The organism is Chryseobacterium sp. JV274, from assembly GCF_903969135.1.
Classification (GTDB): domain Bacteria; phylum Bacteroidota; class Bacteroidia; order Flavobacteriales; family Weeksellaceae; genus Chryseobacterium.
Genome location: NZ_LR824569.1, coordinates 3,392,553 through 3,410,556, shown reverse-complemented (window position 1 = coordinate 3,410,556; position 18,004 = coordinate 3,392,553). Strand labels below are relative to the sequence as shown.

Below are 18,004 nucleotides of genomic sequence, written 5' to 3'. Positions count from 1 at the left end.
ATTATTTAATGGAAAAAGTTCAATATTTTGATTTAGAAAAAATAGGTGATTCTTCATTAGGCTTCATTACAGTCGCTGAAAATTTAAAAAATATACCTTTTGAAATTAAGCGTGTATACTGGACTTATTATACACCTCAGGATGTAATAAGAGGAGGTCATGCTCATAAAAATCTTGAACAATTAATATTCGCTGTTTCAGGTATTATAGAATTTAACACAGAAAATAAAGATGGACATAAAGAAAGTTTTGTTCTGAATAACCCATCTAAAGGTATATACATCCCCAAATTGGTATGGAGAGATATCAAGTTTTCACATAATGCAGTGCTTTTATGTTTAGCATCTCTGCCATATACTGAAGACGATTATATAAGGGATTACCACGAATTTCAAAAACTCATAGAATGATTAAAATATTAATTGCCGGTGCAGGCGGCGCTCCCTCTGAAGGAGTCATCAACTCACTTCTTCTAAGCTCGAAAAAGGAGAGAATAATTGGGATGGGCAGTGAGCCTACAGATCTGATACTCTCCAATGCACATGAAGTATCCTATATACCTTATGCCAATCAGCCAGATTATAAAGCGTCATTATTACAAATACTGAATCAGGAAAAACCTGATTTAATACATTTTCAAAATGATCTGGAGATTTATCATGCCTCCATAATCAGAGAAGACATTCATTCTACCGGCACTAAAACGTTTATGCCATCGCATGAAGTAATAGACACCTGTGTTCATAAATATAAAACCTATTTAAAATGCAGGGAAGCCGGTGTAACAGTTCCAGAAAACATCATGATCAATAATGAAGAAGATCTAAAAAAAGCGTTTTCAGATTTAGGAGATAAGGATGGAAACATATGGCTAAGAGCTTCATCTATTGGAGGAGGAGGTAAAGGCGCCCTGCCTACTAATGATTTTTCGTTTGCCAAAGGGTGGATTGACCGATATAACGGATGGGAAGACTTTGTCGCAGCAGAAATGCTTACTCCAGACACGGTAACATGGCTCTCCATTTGGCATGAAGGCGAATTGGTAGTCGCTCAGACAAGATTAAGAAAAGGATGGACTCATGGAAACAGAACTGTTTCCGGGGTTACAGGTGTTACAAAAGTAGGCCAAACCTACTCAGATCCTGAAATAGACAGAATATCAATAGCTACCATAAAGGCAGTTTCGGATAAGCCTCATGGCATTTTCGGGGTAGATATGGCTTATGACAAAAATGGAGTGCCTAATCCTACAGAAATCAATATTTCAAGATTCTTTACAACGGTATTATTTTTTACCGAAGCAGGATTAAACATGCCTGAGATATTTAAAGACATTGCTTTATATAATGAATTTCCCCAATTAAGTAAAAAAATAAATCCATTACAGGATGGGCTAATGTGGCTAAGGGGGATGGACACTCAACCCAAATTAATGACCGATATTCAGATACAGCAACGAATAAAAAATTTATAAATGTTACTTTTAACGGGAGCTTCGGGATTTATAGGAAAACATTTACTTCCGCTATTGATTGAAAAATACGGTAGGGATAATGTTGTGTGTCTAACTTCTCAACCTATATCAGAATGTAGATATTTGTTACACAACAACTATCAGTTCGAAAGCGATTTTTTTTTGAAAAATGGGTTTCAGTATATTGAAACAATAATTCATGCAGGAGCTTTCACCCCCAAAAAAGGAAGTGAAGCCAATAATATTCAATTATCCAATTCAAATATATTTAACACAGATAAACTATTAAGTGCTACTTTACCTCATATAAAAAAATTCATTTACCTTAGTACACTTGATGTCTATGATAATGAGAACATTATTTCTGAGAGTACTTTAGAAAAACCGGCTTCATTGTACGGCCATTCTAAGCTATATTCAGAAAAGATGGTGGAAAGTTGGGGAAAAGAGCATAATAAATCCGTTCAAATTTTAAGGATAGGCCATGTGTACGGTCCGGGAGAAGAGGCTTATCAGAAAATAATTCCTGCAACAATACATAATATTTTAGCAGAAAAGCCAATTCAGATCTGGGGCACAGGAGAAGAATTGCGCTCTTTTATTTATATTAAAGATATCGTTAAAGCTATTGTAGATTCTATTCAACTAAAAGATATAGGAGTTATAAACTTAGTCGGAAATCGTTCTATTTCTATCAATGATTTGGTAAATACAATAAAACTCATTTCTAACAAAGACGTAACAATAGAAAAAATACCTGCTGAAAAAAAAGGAAGAGACTTTGTATTCGACAGTTCAAAAATGAATGAATTTTTGCTACAAAAAGAAACCTCTCTTGAAGAAGGGCTAAAAGAAGAGTTTGAGTACATGAAAAAAAATAAAAAATAATATGAATATTTTTTTTGACCTTGATGGTACTTTAATTGATTCCCGGCCTAGGCTATACCACTTGTTTCAGTCATTAGTTCCCACTTCGGAATTGTCTTTTGATGAATATTGGACTTTAAAGCGGGGTAAAAAAAGTCATAAAGAAATTCTACTTTCTAAATTTAATTATTCCAGCGAGCAATACAGCGATTTTGAGAAAAAATGGATGTCGGAAATTGAATTAGAAAAATGGTTGAAATTAGATACTCCTTTTGAAGGAATAGTAGACTTACTCATAAACCTGTCTAAAAACTATACCCTGTTTGTTGTTACAGCCCGTCAGTCTGAAAGCATTGCTCTGGAACAGGTAAAATCATTCGGTTGGGAAAATATTTTCACGAAAGTTTTAGTAACCCAACAGCAACAGGAAAAACATGATTTAATTAAAAATGCAGTTCAGATAACTCCTGAAGACTGGTTTATTGGAGATACAGGAAAAGATATTCAAACAGGCAAATTATTAGGGATGAAAACAGCCGCCGTACTTTCCGGTTTTCTAAGTAAAGAAAGTTTACTCCCCTATCAGCCAGACATAATTATAAATACTGTTCTCGATTTAAAAATAGATAAAATTACAAATGGAAAATTATAAAAATAAAGTGCAGGATTCTGCACAATTCTATAACAGCTCTTTTCTTGATTTTGATTTTAAGTTAACAGAATTGAATTACTTAAGTTTAAAACCTTATTTTAAAGGAGAATCTGCTTTGGAATTAGGACCTGCCTTAGGACATATGACCAAATATCTGATTAATGACTTTTCATCTTTGGATTTGGTTGAAGGCTCTCAAGATTTATTAAATCAAATTCCTGATTATCCAAATATTACAAAACATAACTCCTATTTTGAAGAGTTTAAAACAGATAAAAAGTTTGATACTATAATAATGAGCCATGTCCTCGAACATATTGAAAATCCTGTTGAAGTTTTAAAAATTATATCTTCCTGGTTATCCGATAGTGGTGTATTTTTAATTTCAGTGCCTAACGCAAAGTCTATCCACAGATTAGCCGCAGTAGAGATGGGATTATTAAACAGCGAATATGAATTGAATCAAAGAGACCATGAATTAGGACACTATAGAGTATATGATTTGGATACTTTAAAAGATGACATTACAAAGGCCGGTTATAAAATAGTGGATGAGGGCGGCATTTTCTTTAAACCTGTTTCAAATGGGCAAATTGAAAATAATTGGAATGAAGCTATGATAGACGGATTTTATAAATTAGGAAAAAAATTTCCTCACCATTGCGCTGAAATATATGTGGCATGTTCAAAATAAAAAGAAATGATTAAGTTTTTAGATCTTCAAAAAGTAAATTTGAAATACCAACAGGAAATAGAAAACAAACTTCTGGAAGTGTTCAGAAGCGGATGGTATTTATTAGGAAACGAAATTAAAAATTTTGAAACCAATTTAGCCGGTTATATTGGTTCAGAATATGCAATAGGGGTAGCAAACGGACTGGATGCGCTTCGTCTTATTTTTCGGGCTTATATCGAACTGGGTTATATGAAACCCGGTGACGAAGTAATTGTCCCTTCCAATACCTATATTGCTTCCATTCTGGCTTTGTCAGACAATGGATTAGTTCCCGTTTTAGTAGAACCCGAGCTTAATACTTACAATATTGATATTTCAAAAATAGAAGAAAAGATTACTGATAAGACAAAAGCCATTTTAATAGTTCATCTTCAGGGCAGAATTGTTTTCTCAGAAAAACTGAAAAGTATTGCTGAAAAATATAAATTAAAAATTGTAGAAGACAATGCCCAGGCTATAGGTGCCGAATGGAATAACATTAAATCAGGAAATCTTGGAGACGCCGCAGGGTTCAGTTTTTATCCCGGAAAAAATCTGGGAGCTCTGGGAGACGCAGGAGCAGTCACAACAAATGACAAACAATTATCCGAAACGATCCGTGCTTTAGGAAATTATGGCTCAAACCAAAAATATATTAATATTTACAAAGGATTAAATTCCAGATTAGATGAACTTCAGGCAGCTGTTTTAGATGTTAAACTGAAATATATTGAAGATGAAAATGAAGCAAGAAGAAGAATTGCAAAATTATTTATCGAAGGAATAAAAAATTCCAAAATCATCCTTCCTGAAAACCCTTCAGATGAAAAAGAGCATGTATGGCATGTTTTTGTCATAAGAACAGAAAACCGTGATCTACTTCAAACCTATTTAACAGAAAAAGGTATTCAGACTATCATTCACTACCCTATTCCTCCCCATCAACAGGAAGCTTACAAAGAAATGAATGAACTTTCTTTTCCTATCAGTGAACTGATACATGAGGAAGTACTGAGCTTACCTATATCTTCTGTGTTAGAAGAGCATGAAGTGATAAACATCATTAATGCCTTAAATGAGTATTAATATGGAACAGCCTTTAGTTACAGTTATTGTCACAGCCTATAATCATTCCCAATATATCAAGGAGAATTTAGATAGCGTAAAAAAACAAACCTATAAAAACATTCAGCTTATTCTGGGTGATGATGTCTCGCCTGATAATTCCGTTGAAGTTTTTGAGCGTTGGCTAAATGATAATAGTTATTCTGCAGAAAAAAACTTCCATACCAAAAACACAGGTCTGGCAACAATGTTGAATGAATGTATTAAGCTTGCAAAAGGAAAATATATAAAAATCATTTCAGCAGATGATTACCTGCATCCTGAGTTCTTAGAAAAGACTGTTGCTAAAATTGAATCTTTAGGAAAAGAATATGCCATGATTCATACCAATACCAATATAATAGATGAAAACAGCCGTATTGGAGAAGATATAGCAGATTATGATGCATTAGGAGAAGTTGATCCCTATATTTTCAGAAAAGAACTGATAAAAAATAACAGAATTGCAGGTCTGACTACATTGATAAGAACAGAAGCAATTATTGAAACCGGCGAATATGATTCAATGTTTATTGCTGAAGATTATTATCGCTGGTTAAAAATAAATGAAAAGTATTTAATTGGTTACATCCCTGAAAAACTGGCATATTACAGATTACACCAGGAAAATATTTCAAAAATAAAAGCAGACAGAATTGAAATTGAAAACGTGATGCTTCAAATGATGTTTGATAAAGAAGGTGATCTAAAAAATAAAATAAATGGTATCACACAGAAATATTATTTTTCTGGAGAAAAACTGCCTTCACAATACACTGAAGCCTACAAGAAATACCCTTTCAATGTAAAAAGATTAAGTATTGCAATACAGTATAAAATTCCGGTTCCGTTGTATAAATTTTTAAATAAAATGATTTAAAAATGAATCCAAAAATTTCAATAATCGTCCCATGTTATAATCAGGCTCATTTTCTTGATGAATGCCTACAATCTGTGTTAGAACAGACGTTTCAGGATTGGGAATGCATCATTGTGAATGATGGATCACCGGATAACACAGAAAATATTGCAAAAAAATGGCTGGAAACAGACAGCCGTTTTCACTATCTCTATAAAGATAATGGTGGTTTATCGTCTGCCAGAAATGCAGGAATAAAAACGGCCAATGGAGAATGGCTGCTTCTCCTTGATTGCGATGATATAATAGAAAATAAAAAATTAGAAGCTCATTCTAGGTTTTTTAATCAAAATATTGATATCATTATTTCCGGATACCGATATTTTGAAAGCTCAGAAGGAGTCAACTATAAAAGGATTTTTGGAAGAAATAATTTTCTTCCGGAAGTATACTTAAATTTTGATGATACTACTGATATTAAGCAGCTTTTTAAGATTAAAAACCCTTTTGTAATATCTGCTCCGTTATATCATAAAGATATTTTCAAAACAATTGGTTTCTTTGATGAGCGTTTAAAGTCTTTAGAAGATTGGGAATTTAATCTCAGATGTGTTTTGAATGATTTTAAATTTCAGCATATTGGCTATGAAGGCAATACAAAAACGCTTATAAGACTTCATGACAGCAGTATGATGAGAGATACTGCAAAAATGAATCAAAACTATGAATTATTTCTTTCCATCTGTTATTCCAGTCCAAAATACGTGGAAACTTATGGCAAACCTGCCCCAAAAACAGAAAAACCTCAAGAAAAAAAAGGAAGAAAGCTGCTCAAATTATTGATTCCTCCTATTTTTATTGTATTAAAAAATAAGATCCTCTATCGAACGAAATAAGTTAATGATGAAAAAAATAAAGCCCCTTGCATTCTACCTCCCTCAATACCATCCTGTCCCTGAAAATGACGAATGGTGGGGAAAAGGTTTTACAGAATGGACGAATGTAGGAAAAGCCCAACCTTTATTTGAAGGACATGAACAGCCTATATACCCTGGAGATTTGGGATATTATGATCTGCGGGTTCCAGAAGTAAGAGAACAGCAGGCTCAGATGGCTAAAGACTATGGTGTACACGGATTTATCTACTATCATTACTGGTTTGGTAATGGCAAACAATTGTTGGAACGTGTTGCCAACGATGTGCTGAAATCAGGAAAACCAGATTTCCCTTTCTGCTTCTGCTGGGCCAATGAAACATGGTCAGGCATATGGCACGGATTATCAGAAAAAATTCTGGCTCAACAGGTTTACCCTAATGAACAGGACTTAATTGCCCATTTCGAATACCTTCTTCCTTTCTTCAAGGACGAGAGGTATATAAAAGTGGACAATAAACCTCTTTTGATTATCTACGATCCCAACCATTTGAATGATGGAGATCCTCATTATATTTCCAGATTCAGAGAGCTTGCAAAAGAAAACGGATTTGATGGCTTATATGTCATGGCATCCAATAAACTTCGTGATGATCTTGATTTTAAATCTATGGGATATGACAGTAAGATTTCCAATGCCTTTCAGAAAGCATGGGTACCTCATATTGACAAAAAAGAATACATCTCCCATTCTCAATATTATAAAAACAGAATAAAAGGATTAATCGGAATTAAGAAAAAAGAACAGCCTAAAGTCAGAATTCAGGACGCCCAGGCGGTAGTCAATGACTTAAAGTTTGAAGAAAGCAACGTTCCTACCTATCCATGTATCCTGCCTAATTGGGACAATACTCCAAGAAGTGGATACAGAGGCATTATACTTGCTAATAATTCTCCGGAAATATTTGAACAGCAGGTTGAAAAAGCCGCAACATATCTTGAGGATAAAAAAGATTATCCTGAACAGTTTTTAATTGTTAAATCCTGGAACGAATGGGCAGAAGGAAATATTCTGGAACCGGACAGAAAATATGGTTTCGGATATCTGAATGCATTAAAAAAAATCTTGAATAAACACAGTCGAAATGAGTAAATTCAGTATACTTATTGCCAATTATAACAATGGCCATTTTTTTGAAAAATGCTGCCAAAGCTTAGTTGCGCAGACTGAAACGGATTGGGAAGCTGTAATTCTGGATGACGGCTCTACCGATAACTCTCTAGAAGTTATAAAAAAAATCACAGGTGACGATTCCCGGTTTAAAATACACCAGAATGACCAAAACAGAGGAATTGGCTATACAAAAAAGAGATTAATAGGTCTTGCTGAAGCAGAAATATGCGGTTTTTTAGACCCAGATGACGCTTTGGCTCTTCATGCTCTGGAAATTGTTTTAAAAACACATTCCGAATATCCGGAAGCAGGCCTGGTATATTCAAATTTTGTACGATGTGATGAAAATCTTAATCCTCTGTCTGTTCATAAAGCCAAACAAATCACAGAACTGGATCAGTCTTACTTTAACTTCAATGCAGAGATTTCACATTTCGTCACATTCAAAAAGAAGATTTACGAGCAGACGTCTGGCATTGATTCTTTCTTAAAAATTGCTGAAGATAAAGACTGGTACATGAAAATGTGCGAAACAGCCCCTGTTAAATATATTGATGAGGATTTATACTTATACAGAATCCATGACAGTGGGATCTCTACGACCAAAAATGCAGAAAAAGCATTATTCTGGCACTGGGTTGCTATGATCAAAATGGCAGAAAGAAGAAACATAAGTATTGAAGATCTTTTTATTCAGAGCTATGTTCCGAAAAAGAAATATGACCAGGCCCTCAACCAATTGAATCATGTAAAAAATTCAAGATGGGCAAAATTGGGGAATACACTTGGACTTTTTAAAATCTTTAAAAAACTTTAAATCTATTGATGTTCTTAAAAGATTTAAAACTAACATCTTAATTAGAAAAGAAGCATATGATTATTGGTAGTGGAATTCTGGCAAATGCCGTAAAACTTTATGATAAAGAGGATGTTATTTTTTTTGCATCAGGGGTTTCCAATTCACTGGAAAAGAATCCTGCTGAATTTGAAAGAGAAATATCCCTTCTGAAATCAGTTATTAGCCAAAATCCGGATAAAAAGCTGATCTATTTTTCCACATGCAGTATTTATGATCCCAGTAAAACCGACAGCCCTTATGTAGTGCATAAACTTGCTATTGAAAAAATAATTGCAGAGCATTGCTTCAGCTTTATTATTTTCAGGGTAGGGAATGCTGTAGGCCGTGGAGGAAATCCCAATACGCTGATCAACTTTCTTAAAAATTCAATCTTATCTGAAAATAAGCTAACCATTTACAGCAATGCAAGAAGAATTCTGATTGGTACGGATGATATTGCATCATTTGTCGGGAAGTATATGCAGGACCTCAACAATGAGATCGTCAATCTTGCTTACCCTTACCAGTACTCATTACCGGAGATTTTATCTCAGCTGGAGAATCATCTTGCAAAAAATGCAGATTATGAAACTGTGAACGAAGGTTCCTTTTATAATATAGAGTTCAACAGCCTTACAGAAGATTTTTTCGAGGGTCTGTCTCCTGATGAATACCTTAAGAAACTCTATTCATCTTATTTATAAAAGACAATACATGGCCGCTCCCGAAAGATCCCATTCTGTACCGGAAAAAATAATTTTTGTACCTTCGACCAGAAAGCTTCAGATATTATTCAGGCCAAGAAAAAGCAATTAAAAAGTAGTGGTTTTTATGACCAACTGAAGAATAAAAAAACACATTAAACCTATTGAATAAAAAATGAAAATGAATCCCAAAATATCCGTAATTGTCCCCTGCTACAAACAGGCTCAGTTTTTAGATGAATGTCTGCAGTCTATAATGGATCAGACTTATGAAAATTGGGAATGTATCATTGTCAATGACGGATCGCCTGATAATACTGATGAAGTAGCTGATAAATGGGTAAAAAAGGACAGCCGTTTTAAGTATCTTTATAAAGAAAACGGAGGTCTGTCTTCTGCAAGAAATGCAGCACTGGAAATTGTTACCGGAGATTACATACAGTTTTTGGATTCGGATGATCTGATACACCGTGAAAAGTTTTCCAAAAGCCTTTCCGGAGACAAAGAATATCCGTTGATTGTAAGTCAGTACACCATCTACAGAAACCAAACCCATCTTCCTGGCTATAAAAATGTTGAGCAGAGTTTCCTGACCTTTGATGGAATTGTATACGATTGGGATCTTAAATTTTCCATCCCGATACACTGTGCCATGATAGGCAAAAAACTTCTGGAAGGTTTTCTTTTTGACACTACCCTTACCAGCTGTGAAGACTGGGTAATGTGGATTTATATCACCAAGGATCATCCTGATGCCCTTTTGATCAATGAAGCTCTTGCCCATTACCGAAAAGACGTCAACGATAATATGTCTGCCGATCCGATCAAAATCATGAAGCAGCGCCTTAAAATTCTACCAACCTTAAAAAAACTTTATGGTGAAGAGGTACACGACAAACTGGCCTACCATATCATAGAAGTTCGTACCACCCAGCTTATACAGCAAAGACGCGAATTTCAAAAAATGATTCCCCTGGCCGTAGTCGCAAAATATCTTTCTTTCAAAAGATTTTATTACAAGCTTTTCAGAAAAAAAGTAGATGGCTAAATTTGAAGTATAATAAACTTCGGACAACTATATTTCCATAAAAACTACACAAATGAGTGGGTACTGCCAAACAGATATACAGCAGAAACCCTTGTAAATTATATAACTTTAAATAAATTTATTTAGATGAGTCAATTTGTACACGTAATAATGACAAGATTCAATGTTCCTACAAAAGGCTGGAACGAAACACGTTCAGGATATAAACCGCTTACCGAAGAATGGCTAGATGACCGGTTCAAGTTATTCAGAACTTACGTGCTTCCTTCTTATAAAAATCAGACCAACCAAAACTACGTCTGGCTTACCTTTTTCGACACCAATACATCTGATAAGTTTAGAAAAATCATTAAAGAAATTGAAACAGAATACCCAACTTTCAAAGCGGTATTTGTAGAAGATTTTGATGTTATGAAAACGAAAGCTGTAGAAATAATTCCTCAGTTTTTCACTCCTGATACAAAATTTGTGATCACCAGCGAGCTGGATAATGATGACATGCTTCATCAGGATTATATAAAAACAGTTCAGGAACATTTCAAACCGGTTCATGACCTGGTAATAGATTTAAGAAGAGGATATCAGCTTACCATGCTGCCAGACCGTAAGGCGGTAGTAAATGTTTATAACGCTGTAGTAAACCCATTTGTAAGCTTAGCAGAAAGTGTAGACAACTTCAAAACGATGCTAAAGGAAAGAGCTCACAACAGCTATCGCCATTACCCGAATTTTTCTGTAGAAGACAGTAAAGAGATGTACATCCAGGTTATCCATCAGTACAACTTGATGAATGTAACCTTTAAACATAAGGCTGTTCCTGAAGTAGATTTTTCAGAATACGGAATGACAGAAGATACCAAATTTACCATAGACGGATTCAAGACGCTTCAGCATAATATTGCCAGAGTACCGTTTGTGATGGGCCTTATTTTGAAAAAGATATTTAAAAAATAAGATTCTTCCAGTCATGAAGCTTCACAACCTCCAGATATTAAGAGGGATTTCAGCCTTATTGGTATGCTGCTTTCATTTCCGTGAAACAATAAACCTGCCCGGGCTGAATCTTGGCGATATTCTCTTTAAAAAAGGAAGTATCGGTGTTCCCGTATTTTTTATTATCAGTGGGTTTATCATGGCTTTCACCACTCAAAAAATAAATTTCAGTAAAGATTCTTTTCAGCAGATCACTTTATTTTATAAAAGAAGGGTGATCAGAATTGTTCCGCTGTATTATCTTTTGACCTTTGCTGCAATGATACCCGGAGGCAGTTTTTTCCTCTATTTTCACGGAGCAGGACTTTATGAGCTTATCCATTCATTATTATTTCTTCCCACAAAGAAAGAATTTCCGGTCCTTTTCTTGGGCTGGTCTTTAAATTTTGAAATGTTCTTTTATCTCATATTTGGACTTTCATTATTCTTTAAAGAAAAAAGATATTACTTCATTGCAGGTTTTTTTATCCTTACTTCAATCCTGGGATATTTTATCCATTTTGAAAATCCGTATTTACGAATGGTAACCCATTCCCTGAACCTATATTTTGTTGTAGGAATTCTTTTTTCGCTTCTACTGAACAGATTTACAATTTCAAAGATCTGGGCAGCATTACTTTCTGTAACAGGAATCGTATTATTTATATTGGTGCTGCTTAGCATTATCCCTACAGATAATGATATGATAAAGCTGGCCATTATCTCCCTGTTCGTCTTTTCTTTCTTAACTTTTGATTATGTATTTCAGTTTAAAGGAAACAAAGCCTTTATTTTTCTGGGAGACATTTCCTATTCACTGTATCTGTCGCATCCTTTTGTAGAAATTGCTTTAAAAAGATTTAAAGTTGAAGGCTACCTCAGCTATCCTTTTTTTCTATTTAAGATTGCTATGGTCATTATAGTGGCATCACTTCTGTATTATTTTGTTGAGAAAAGAGTAACCAATTATTTAAAAATTAAATTAAAAGCATAATCCGATACAAATGAAAATTTCAGTAATTATTCCCGTTTACAATGCCGAAAAATATGTTTCACAGGCTGTAGATTCTGCGCTTCAGTTCGAAGAGGTATATGAAGTGGTATTGGTAGAGGACAAGTCTCCGGACAATGCATTGCAGGTATGTAAGGAACTCGCTGAAAAACATGATAGAGTAAAGCTTTTTCAGCATCCTGACAAAGGCAATCATGGAGCCGGTGCCAGCAGAAATTTAGGACTGGAAAAAGCGGAAGGAGATTTCATTGCTTTTCTGGATGCGGATGATTACTACCTTCCCAACCGTTTTGATGCAGAAAAAGAACTGTTTTCCAACAAAGATGTTGACGGAGTTTATGGTGCAATCGGGGTTCACTATTATTCGGAGAAAGCAAAAGAACAATATTACAAGGTCTTTGGGGACCGCCTTACTACAGTTTACAAGAAACATCCTCCAAGAGATGTATTTCCGGGACAGCTTAACATGATAGGAACTTTCGGGCTTTTCAGCATTGATGCATTGACTATCCGTAAAAGTTCTTTGAAAAACATGGAGTATTTCTTCAAAACACATTTAAAGCTTCATCAGGATACTGAATTTCTATTCAGACTCTCCTACTATCTGAGTTTATATCCGGGAATTCTTGATAAGGCAGTAGCGGTAAGAGGGGTTCACGAAAACAACAGAATTACCAAAATAGATTCCAGACAAGTTAAACCGGCCTCAACAAGAGTTATCTTGTGGAAGGAAGTCAACCATTGGGCAGAAAATGAAAATACCATTCCCAATGATATGAAGCTTCATATCAAAAGAGTCTACAGAAGTTTCCAAATTGCCAATGCTCCTCTTTTCAAAAAATGGGGAATGATAACGAAGTATCTGCTTACGGATTATAAAAGTATACGTTCAGGGCTCTATAATATTAATTTCAGGAACGATTTGTTCTAATAGTATAATTAAACTAAGTGTCTAGTTTAAAAACAGTGCTTTAATTTTATTGTTTGGAAAAATGTATCTTCCTTAAAAGATCACGCATTGGTTTTTCAATACACTGATAAAAAACTGCAGAACTGAACAGCATAACAATAATGTAAATCACAAATACAAGATCAATACTAAACGTGTATTCCTGCCATTTTAAAAACTCCCGGACAAGATAAAGAACAGGAATATGTGTGATATATATACCATAACTTATTTCTCCAAGATATTCCAGAGGCTTTAATGAAAAGAGCTTACTTATTCTTCCGTTATTCGCCGAAATAAGGAGAATTGCAGGCACAAAAAGTAAAGCCATCAAACCGTTGTGATAAAAAAGCGGAACAAACATCAGCGACACAAGGATCAGTAAAAAGACGGCAATCACCTGACGATCGTAATTTTTTTGCTTATAATTTCTCACGAAAAATATTCCCGCAAGATTTCCGATCAGAAATTCATTAAGATGCCAGAAAGGGAAATAATAAAGGAATTCATGACTTTTCGTATGTGGCCCCTCATACGCTCCATATACCGGATAAAGGTTTGAAAACACCTGAGTAATCAGCCACAGTCCAATAGCAAATACCCAGATCATTTTATTTTTTTTCGCGTAAAAATAATTATATAAAAACGGGAAAATCAGGTAAAAGAAAAACTCTACAGAGATAGACCATCCCGGAAAATTCAAAATCATGGCTTCTCCGGGTATCCAGCTCTGAATGCCTAATCCGTATAAAACCAGCTTATACCAATCAAACATTTCATATCTCGTCATGAAATACAGCAGAAGTCCCAGCATATAAAGCGGATAGATCCTGGCAAATCTGTTTTTATAAAACTCCAGATAATCAATCTTATCCTTTTTATGATAAGCAATGATCATAATAAACCCTGAAAGGATAAAGAAATAGCTTACCCCGACATTCGCTCTCAAAAAAAGATTGGAAATGTAATCTATCTTATATAAAAACAGATCTTTATTGAAATGGGAAATGACAATTGCCATAGCGGCAATAAACCTGGTAAATGTAATCTGACTTATCTTCACAGAACCGCAAAATGCTTTACTTTATCAAAATACAGCAAACTCAACACGGAGTACTGTTTTTATTACTATAAAGTGTTAATTTTAAGGCACAAAAATAAGATTTATTATTATAATTATGTAAAACAAATTATATTTGTAGGCTACAAATGTGAAAATAAATTTAGGTATGCTTTATGAAATTTTAGCAAAACTTCAACGGAAAAGCCAGATTTCTCTTCTCAAAAAACATCCTCATGTTTCTTTCAAGGGGATAAAGCTTGGGATCAGTGATCATTTTATTCTGCATGAAAATGTAAAGAAAGTGACAATTGGTAATGGGGTCAGTTTCAGAAATTATGTACATGTTCTTGTGCAGCAGAATGCCACTTTAGAAATCGGAAACAATTTTTTCATGAATAACTTCTGTTCCATCAACTGTCTGGACAGTATTTCAATAGGGGATAATACATTATTCGGAGAAAATGTAAAACTGTATGACCACAACCATGCCTATCAGACTCATCCGGATTTTAAACTGTCTCACGCTGAGTTCACCACAGCTCCCATCAAAATCGGAAGCAACTGCTGGCTCGGAAGCAATGTTACCATCCTAAAAGGGGTAACTATCGGAGACAACTGTATTATTGGAGCAGGATGTACAATTTACAAAGATGTTCCTCCCAATACAACCGTAATCAATCATCAGGAATTAATATTTAAGGAACATTAATGAAGTTTTCTATCCTTATAGCCCATTATAATAACGCTCATTTTTTCAAAGACTGTTTTGAAAGCATCCTTCAGCAGACGTATACAGACTGGGAAGCCATCATTCTGGATGACGCCTCCTCTGAAAGCGAGAAGAAAATGATCCGGGAAATGATTTCAAGTGATAAAAGGTTTAAATTTTTCGAAAATGAAAAAAATTCCGGTGTAGGTGTAACAAAAAGTAAACTGATTGAGCTGGCAGAAGGGGAAATCTGTGGATTTTTAGATCCTGATGATGCTATAAACCCAACAGCCATTCAAAAATGTATAGAGATCTTTCAGGCTAAAAAAAACACAGTCCTTACCTATTCCAGGTTTATGACCTGTGATCAGAATCTGAAACCAATTTCTCCGTTCAGATCTGCAATGCAGGTACCGAACGGTGATCCTTATTTTTTTAATTTCCCTATTCAGATCGCTCATTTTGTAACCTTCAGAAAGGCAGTATATGAACAGACAGAAAAAATGAATCCGGATTTGAAAATCGGGGAAGATCAGGATCTCTACCTTAAAATGTATGAAAAAGGAAAAGTTCAGTTCATTAATGACACCAACTACCTTTACAGAACTCATCAAGGGGGAATTTCCCAGAATGACAATAAAAAGAAATCCCATGAGTATTTTGCGCAGGTGATTTTCAATACCATGAAACGCAGAGGACTTACCACCATCAATGGCCAGAAAATTCCTGATCATTATCCAGGTGTAGATGAAATATTCAGTCTGCTGCAATATCAGCATAAACTTCCTTTCCGTATCAAGAAAAAAATAACAATTACTTTACAATCAATCTTCGGATAATGTTAGAAAAAAAAATAAAAATTTTGTTCAGACACCGCTCCATGGAAATGGGAGGTGTAGAAAAAGTACTGTTGGGACTTCTCAACAACCTGGATCCTGACAAATTTGAAATGACGGTATGCCTTACCCTTAACCAGGGCAAGTTGCGTGATGAACTTCCGAAACATATCAGAAAAATATATCTTACCGATGGAAAAGAGGATTTTTCCGACAACACTCTCTTACAGAAAGTTCAGCTTGTCAAAAGAAGGTTAAAGCTTCGTAAACTGAAAAACAACCCAGCGATTGCAGACCGGCTTATCAATGATACTTTTGATATAGAAATAGGGATGGATTACAGGGATTATGATGCTATTCTCAGTTCTACCCATACGAATTCAAAAAAAATCGGATGGTTTCACTCTGAAATCAATGTTCCTAAATTTCAACCTTTGGTTCCTGATATTTTAAAGAGTTTTCCTCAGTTTGATCATATGGTGTATTGCTCTCACAAAATAAAGGATATGATGCATCAGTATTATCCGGATCTCAGTTATCCGGCTGAGAGTGTTATTATCAATCCTATTCCTATCGAAGAAATAAAACGTAAGGCCGAAGAAAAGCTTGATACGTTCCCTGAAGGACCTGTTTTCGCTTCTATTGGAAGGCTTCATTCAAGAAAAGGATATCATAAGCTTATAGAAGCACATACAAGGCTTATCAACGAAGGATTTCATCACAGCATCATTGTCATTGGTGATGGTGACGAAATGAAGAACCTTAAGGCTCAGGTCGCAAAAAACAATGTTGAAAAGACATTTATTTTAGCCGGAAATCAGATGAATCCTTATCCATACATTAAAAAGGCGGACTACTTTATCCTTCCTTCAGAATCTGAAGCATGGCCTTTGGTAATTGCTGAAGCATTAATCCTTCAGAAGCCTATTATTGCAACAAATGTAGGTGATGTAGGGCTGATGATCAAAGACCGGGAAACCGGGTATCTCATCAGCTATGAGGTTGATGAAATGTATTCGGCAATGAAGACATTCTTTACAGATCCCGGCATTGTTCTCCATATCAGAGAAAATCTTAAAAATATTGAAAGTCAGTTCGACAATAAGAAAATATTTGACAGTGTAGAAAATATTATAGAAACGCTGTACAAAAAATAAGTTACTGTGCGGAATATCCTCCGTCAATAACAAGGTTGGTCCCTGTGACCCATCTTGAAGCATCGGACAATAGAAAAATACAAGCATTCGCTACATCTTTAGGATCACCTATTCCCAGCGGATGCTTTTTTATGATTTCTAATGAAGCTTCTTCACCAATATCCTCAAACATTTTTTCCAGAATCGGGGTATTCACCATCGCAGGGCTGATGCTGTTGACACGGATATTACTTCTGGAAAGTTCCATTGCCAACGAACGGGCTCCGGAAATCACAGCTCCCTTACTTGCAGAATAAGCAGCTTTCCCAGCCTCTCCTACCATTCCCGCAACGGAAGAAATAAATACAAAACTGGAAGTCTCGTCTTTATACTTTTTTAAAGACAGGATTTTAGCAATTTCAAGTCCGGCAATCACATTTACTGCAAATATATCGTGGTACAGCTGAGGATTGTGCTTTTTTAACGGCAGTGTTTTTTCTATACCGGCACAGTGTATAAATCCTGAAATTTTGCCTAAAGCTGAAACTTTATCTGCAATGATTCCTTCAAGGTTATCAGATTGGGTAATGTCTTCGGCAATGATCTCAACTTTTGTTTCAGAATTAAGCAGAGAAACGGTTTTCATCAGTTCGTTCTGGTTTCTTCCCACAAGAATCAGATCTGCACCGCTTTTACTACATTCTACAGAACAGCTTCTCCCGATCCCGGAAGAAGCGCCTGTAATGAGGATAATTTTATTTTTTAATGAGAAAGCATCCATTAATCTTCAAAATTTTCTTTTCCTATAACATTCATCAGATCTGAAACAGTTTCGATATCTTTAAAATGCTTGGTATCAATTTTCTTACTGAAATTTTCGTCTACAAAAGCAATAACAGAAAGTAAACTGATAGAATCATAGCTTTCCAAAGATTTTAAATTCGTTTCAGTGGTCAATGTTTCATCTTCCTCCAATTCTTCCTGTAGTTTTTCTAAAAAAACGGATGTTTTCATATT

The 18,004-nt window shown here is 35.0% G+C and carries 21 protein-coding genes; 18 read left to right on the top strand and 3 right to left on the bottom strand.

Features of this window, described 5'->3' with window-relative positions:
* The first annotated feature begins 8 nt into the window (after window positions 1–8).
* The 15 genes from CHRYMOREF3P_RS15745 to CHRYMOREF3P_RS15675 all read left to right on the top strand — a co-directional run bounded on the left by CHRYMOREF3P_RS15745 (window position 9) and on the right by CHRYMOREF3P_RS15675 (window position 13,225).
* On the top strand, window positions 9–410 hold the full coding sequence (locus tag CHRYMOREF3P_RS15745; RefSeq protein WP_077413519.1) for a sugar 3,4-ketoisomerase: 402 nt from the start codon (window positions 9–11) through the stop codon (window positions 408–410).
* Window positions 407–1,474 (top strand): carboxylate--amine ligase, encoded by a 1,068-nt coding sequence (locus CHRYMOREF3P_RS15740; RefSeq protein ID WP_180565010.1) that lies wholly within the window; start codon window positions 407–409, stop codon window positions 1,472–1,474. Before CHRYMOREF3P_RS15745 ends, CHRYMOREF3P_RS15740 begins: the two co-directional genes overlap by 4 nt.
* Window positions 1,475–2,362: an NAD-dependent epimerase/dehydratase family protein gene (locus CHRYMOREF3P_RS15735; RefSeq protein ID WP_077413517.1), complete on the top strand. Its 888-nt coding sequence runs from the start codon at window positions 1,475–1,477 to the stop codon at window positions 2,360–2,362.
* Between the two features lies 1 nt (window position 2,363).
* The gene (locus CHRYMOREF3P_RS15730) at window positions 2,364–2,993 is read left to right on the top strand and encodes an HAD family hydrolase (protein WP_077413516.1); all 630 of its coding nucleotides are present in this window, start codon (window positions 2,364–2,366) and stop codon (window positions 2,991–2,993) included.
* Window positions 2,980–3,687, top strand: coding sequence for a class I SAM-dependent methyltransferase (locus tag CHRYMOREF3P_RS15725; RefSeq protein WP_180565009.1), 708 nt, complete (start codon window positions 2,980–2,982; stop codon window positions 3,685–3,687). Before CHRYMOREF3P_RS15730 ends, CHRYMOREF3P_RS15725 begins: the two co-directional genes overlap by 14 nt.
* Before the next feature lie 6 nt (window positions 3,688–3,693).
* A complete protein-coding gene (locus CHRYMOREF3P_RS15720; protein ID WP_180565008.1) occupies window positions 3,694–4,794 on the top strand; it encodes a DegT/DnrJ/EryC1/StrS family aminotransferase in 1,101 nt (366 codons plus the stop codon).
* Between the two features lies 1 nt (window position 4,795).
* Window positions 4,796–5,692, top strand: a complete 897-nt coding sequence (locus CHRYMOREF3P_RS15715) for a glycosyltransferase family 2 protein (RefSeq protein WP_180565007.1) — start codon at window positions 4,796–4,798, stop codon at window positions 5,690–5,692.
* Between the two features lie 2 nt (window positions 5,693–5,694).
* On the top strand, window positions 5,695–6,567 hold the full coding sequence (locus tag CHRYMOREF3P_RS15710; protein ID WP_180565006.1) for a glycosyltransferase family 2 protein: 873 nt from the start codon (window positions 5,695–5,697) through the stop codon (window positions 6,565–6,567).
* A 7-nt stretch (window positions 6,568–6,574) separates the two neighbouring features.
* Complete coding sequence (locus CHRYMOREF3P_RS15705; RefSeq protein ID WP_077413685.1) at window positions 6,575–7,699, top strand: glycoside hydrolase family 99-like domain-containing protein; 1,125 nt, start codon at window positions 6,575–6,577, stop codon at window positions 7,697–7,699.
* On the top strand, window positions 7,692–8,537 hold the full coding sequence (locus CHRYMOREF3P_RS15700; protein WP_180565005.1) for a glycosyltransferase family 2 protein: 846 nt from the start codon (window positions 7,692–7,694) through the stop codon (window positions 8,535–8,537). Before CHRYMOREF3P_RS15705 ends, CHRYMOREF3P_RS15700 begins: the two co-directional genes overlap by 8 nt.
* Before the next feature lie 56 nt (window positions 8,538–8,593).
* Window positions 8,594–9,262: an NAD-dependent epimerase/dehydratase family protein gene (locus CHRYMOREF3P_RS15695; RefSeq protein WP_077413510.1), complete on the top strand. Its 669-nt coding sequence runs from the start codon at window positions 8,594–8,596 to the stop codon at window positions 9,260–9,262.
* Window positions 9,263–9,443: 181 nt separating this feature from the next.
* On the top strand, window positions 9,444–10,310 hold the full coding sequence (locus CHRYMOREF3P_RS15690; protein WP_232539044.1) for a glycosyltransferase family 2 protein: 867 nt from the start codon (window positions 9,444–9,446) through the stop codon (window positions 10,308–10,310).
* A 126-nt stretch (window positions 10,311–10,436) separates the two neighbouring features.
* Window positions 10,437–11,264: a glycosyltransferase gene (locus CHRYMOREF3P_RS15685; RefSeq protein WP_180565003.1), complete on the top strand. Its 828-nt coding sequence runs from the start codon at window positions 10,437–10,439 to the stop codon at window positions 11,262–11,264.
* Between the two features lie 13 nt (window positions 11,265–11,277).
* On the top strand, window positions 11,278–12,276 hold the full coding sequence (locus CHRYMOREF3P_RS15680; protein WP_180565002.1) for an acyltransferase family protein: 999 nt from the start codon (window positions 11,278–11,280) through the stop codon (window positions 12,274–12,276).
* 10 nt (window positions 12,277–12,286) lie between these two features.
* Window positions 12,287–13,225 (top strand): glycosyltransferase family 2 protein, encoded by a 939-nt coding sequence (locus CHRYMOREF3P_RS15675; RefSeq protein ID WP_077413507.1) that lies wholly within the window; start codon window positions 12,287–12,289, stop codon window positions 13,223–13,225.
* 46 nt (window positions 13,226–13,271) lie between these two features.
* Here the strand turns inward: CHRYMOREF3P_RS15675 and CHRYMOREF3P_RS15670 are convergent, their stop codons facing one another.
* Complete coding sequence (locus tag CHRYMOREF3P_RS15670) at window positions 13,272–14,306, bottom strand: acyltransferase family protein (protein WP_139348454.1); 1,035 nt, start codon at window positions 14,304–14,306, stop codon at window positions 13,272–13,274.
* Between the two features lie 166 nt (window positions 14,307–14,472).
* On the opposite strand from CHRYMOREF3P_RS15670, the gene CHRYMOREF3P_RS15665 reads away from it, so the two are divergent.
* Genes CHRYMOREF3P_RS15665 through CHRYMOREF3P_RS15655 form a run of 3 tightly spaced genes read left to right on the top strand, consistent with a single transcriptional unit; the run spans window position 14,473 to window position 17,008 of the window.
* Window positions 14,473–15,015 (top strand): acyltransferase, encoded by a 543-nt coding sequence (locus CHRYMOREF3P_RS15665; RefSeq protein WP_077413506.1) that lies wholly within the window; start codon window positions 14,473–14,475, stop codon window positions 15,013–15,015.
* Window positions 15,015–15,854: a glycosyltransferase family 2 protein gene (locus tag CHRYMOREF3P_RS15660; protein ID WP_077413505.1), complete on the top strand. Its 840-nt coding sequence runs from the start codon at window positions 15,015–15,017 to the stop codon at window positions 15,852–15,854. Before CHRYMOREF3P_RS15665 ends, CHRYMOREF3P_RS15660 begins: the two co-directional genes overlap by 1 nt.
* A complete protein-coding gene (locus CHRYMOREF3P_RS15655; protein WP_180565001.1) occupies window positions 15,854–17,008 on the top strand; it encodes a glycosyltransferase in 1,155 nt (384 codons plus the stop codon). The genes CHRYMOREF3P_RS15660 and CHRYMOREF3P_RS15655 overlap by 1 nt, the downstream gene beginning before the upstream one ends.
* Window position 17,009: 1 nt before the next feature.
* Here CHRYMOREF3P_RS15655 and CHRYMOREF3P_RS15650 read toward each other — a convergent pair whose 3' ends face one another.
* Both CHRYMOREF3P_RS15650 and CHRYMOREF3P_RS15645 read right to left on the bottom strand, forming a co-directional pair.
* Window positions 17,010–17,768, bottom strand: coding sequence for an SDR family NAD(P)-dependent oxidoreductase (locus tag CHRYMOREF3P_RS15650; protein WP_180565000.1), 759 nt, complete (start codon window positions 17,766–17,768; stop codon window positions 17,010–17,012).
* On the bottom strand, window positions 17,768–18,001 hold the full coding sequence (locus tag CHRYMOREF3P_RS15645; RefSeq protein WP_047380387.1) for a phosphopantetheine-binding protein: 234 nt from the start codon (window positions 17,999–18,001) through the stop codon (window positions 17,768–17,770). The genes CHRYMOREF3P_RS15650 and CHRYMOREF3P_RS15645 overlap by 1 nt, the downstream gene beginning before the upstream one ends.
* Window positions 18,002–18,004: the final 3 nt, after the last annotated feature.

Coding starts and splice junctions, on each gene's coding strand:
- CHRYMOREF3P_RS15745 (WP_077413519.1), top strand. CDS start 9: ATGGAAAAAGTTCAATATTTTGATTTAGAAAAAATAGGTGATTCTTCA.
- CHRYMOREF3P_RS15740 (WP_180565010.1), top strand. CDS start 407: ATGATTAAAATATTAATTGCCGGTGCAGGCGGCGCTCCCTCTGAAGGA.
- CHRYMOREF3P_RS15735 (WP_077413517.1), top strand. CDS start 1,475: ATGTTACTTTTAACGGGAGCTTCGGGATTTATAGGAAAACATTTACTT.
- CHRYMOREF3P_RS15730 (WP_077413516.1), top strand. CDS start 2,364: ATGAATATTTTTTTTGACCTTGATGGTACTTTAATTGATTCCCGGCCT.
- CHRYMOREF3P_RS15725 (WP_180565009.1), top strand. CDS start 2,980: ATGGAAAATTATAAAAATAAAGTGCAGGATTCTGCACAATTCTATAAC.
- CHRYMOREF3P_RS15720 (WP_180565008.1), top strand. CDS start 3,694: ATGATTAAGTTTTTAGATCTTCAAAAAGTAAATTTGAAATACCAACAG.
- CHRYMOREF3P_RS15715 (WP_180565007.1), top strand. CDS start 4,796: ATGGAACAGCCTTTAGTTACAGTTATTGTCACAGCCTATAATCATTCC.
- CHRYMOREF3P_RS15710 (WP_180565006.1), top strand. CDS start 5,695: ATGAATCCAAAAATTTCAATAATCGTCCCATGTTATAATCAGGCTCAT.
- CHRYMOREF3P_RS15705 (WP_077413685.1), top strand. CDS start 6,575: ATGAAAAAAATAAAGCCCCTTGCATTCTACCTCCCTCAATACCATCCT.
- CHRYMOREF3P_RS15700 (WP_180565005.1), top strand. CDS start 7,692: ATGAGTAAATTCAGTATACTTATTGCCAATTATAACAATGGCCATTTT.
- CHRYMOREF3P_RS15695 (WP_077413510.1), top strand. CDS start 8,594: ATGATTATTGGTAGTGGAATTCTGGCAAATGCCGTAAAACTTTATGAT.
- CHRYMOREF3P_RS15690 (WP_232539044.1), top strand. CDS start 9,444: ATGAATCCCAAAATATCCGTAATTGTCCCCTGCTACAAACAGGCTCAG.
- CHRYMOREF3P_RS15685 (WP_180565003.1), top strand. CDS start 10,437: ATGAGTCAATTTGTACACGTAATAATGACAAGATTCAATGTTCCTACA.
- CHRYMOREF3P_RS15680 (WP_180565002.1), top strand. CDS start 11,278: ATGAAGCTTCACAACCTCCAGATATTAAGAGGGATTTCAGCCTTATTG.
- CHRYMOREF3P_RS15675 (WP_077413507.1), top strand. CDS start 12,287: ATGAAAATTTCAGTAATTATTCCCGTTTACAATGCCGAAAAATATGTT.
- CHRYMOREF3P_RS15665 (WP_077413506.1), top strand. CDS start 14,473: ATGCTTTATGAAATTTTAGCAAAACTTCAACGGAAAAGCCAGATTTCT.
- CHRYMOREF3P_RS15660 (WP_077413505.1), top strand. CDS start 15,015: ATGAAGTTTTCTATCCTTATAGCCCATTATAATAACGCTCATTTTTTC.
- CHRYMOREF3P_RS15655 (WP_180565001.1), top strand. CDS start 15,854: ATGTTAGAAAAAAAAATAAAAATTTTGTTCAGACACCGCTCCATGGAA.
- CHRYMOREF3P_RS15650 (WP_180565000.1), bottom strand. CDS start 17,768: ATGGATGCTTTCTCATTAAAAAATAAAATTATCCTCATTACAGGCGCT.
- CHRYMOREF3P_RS15645 (WP_047380387.1), bottom strand. CDS start 18,001: ATGAAAACATCCGTTTTTTTAGAAAAACTACAGGAAGAATTGGAGGAA.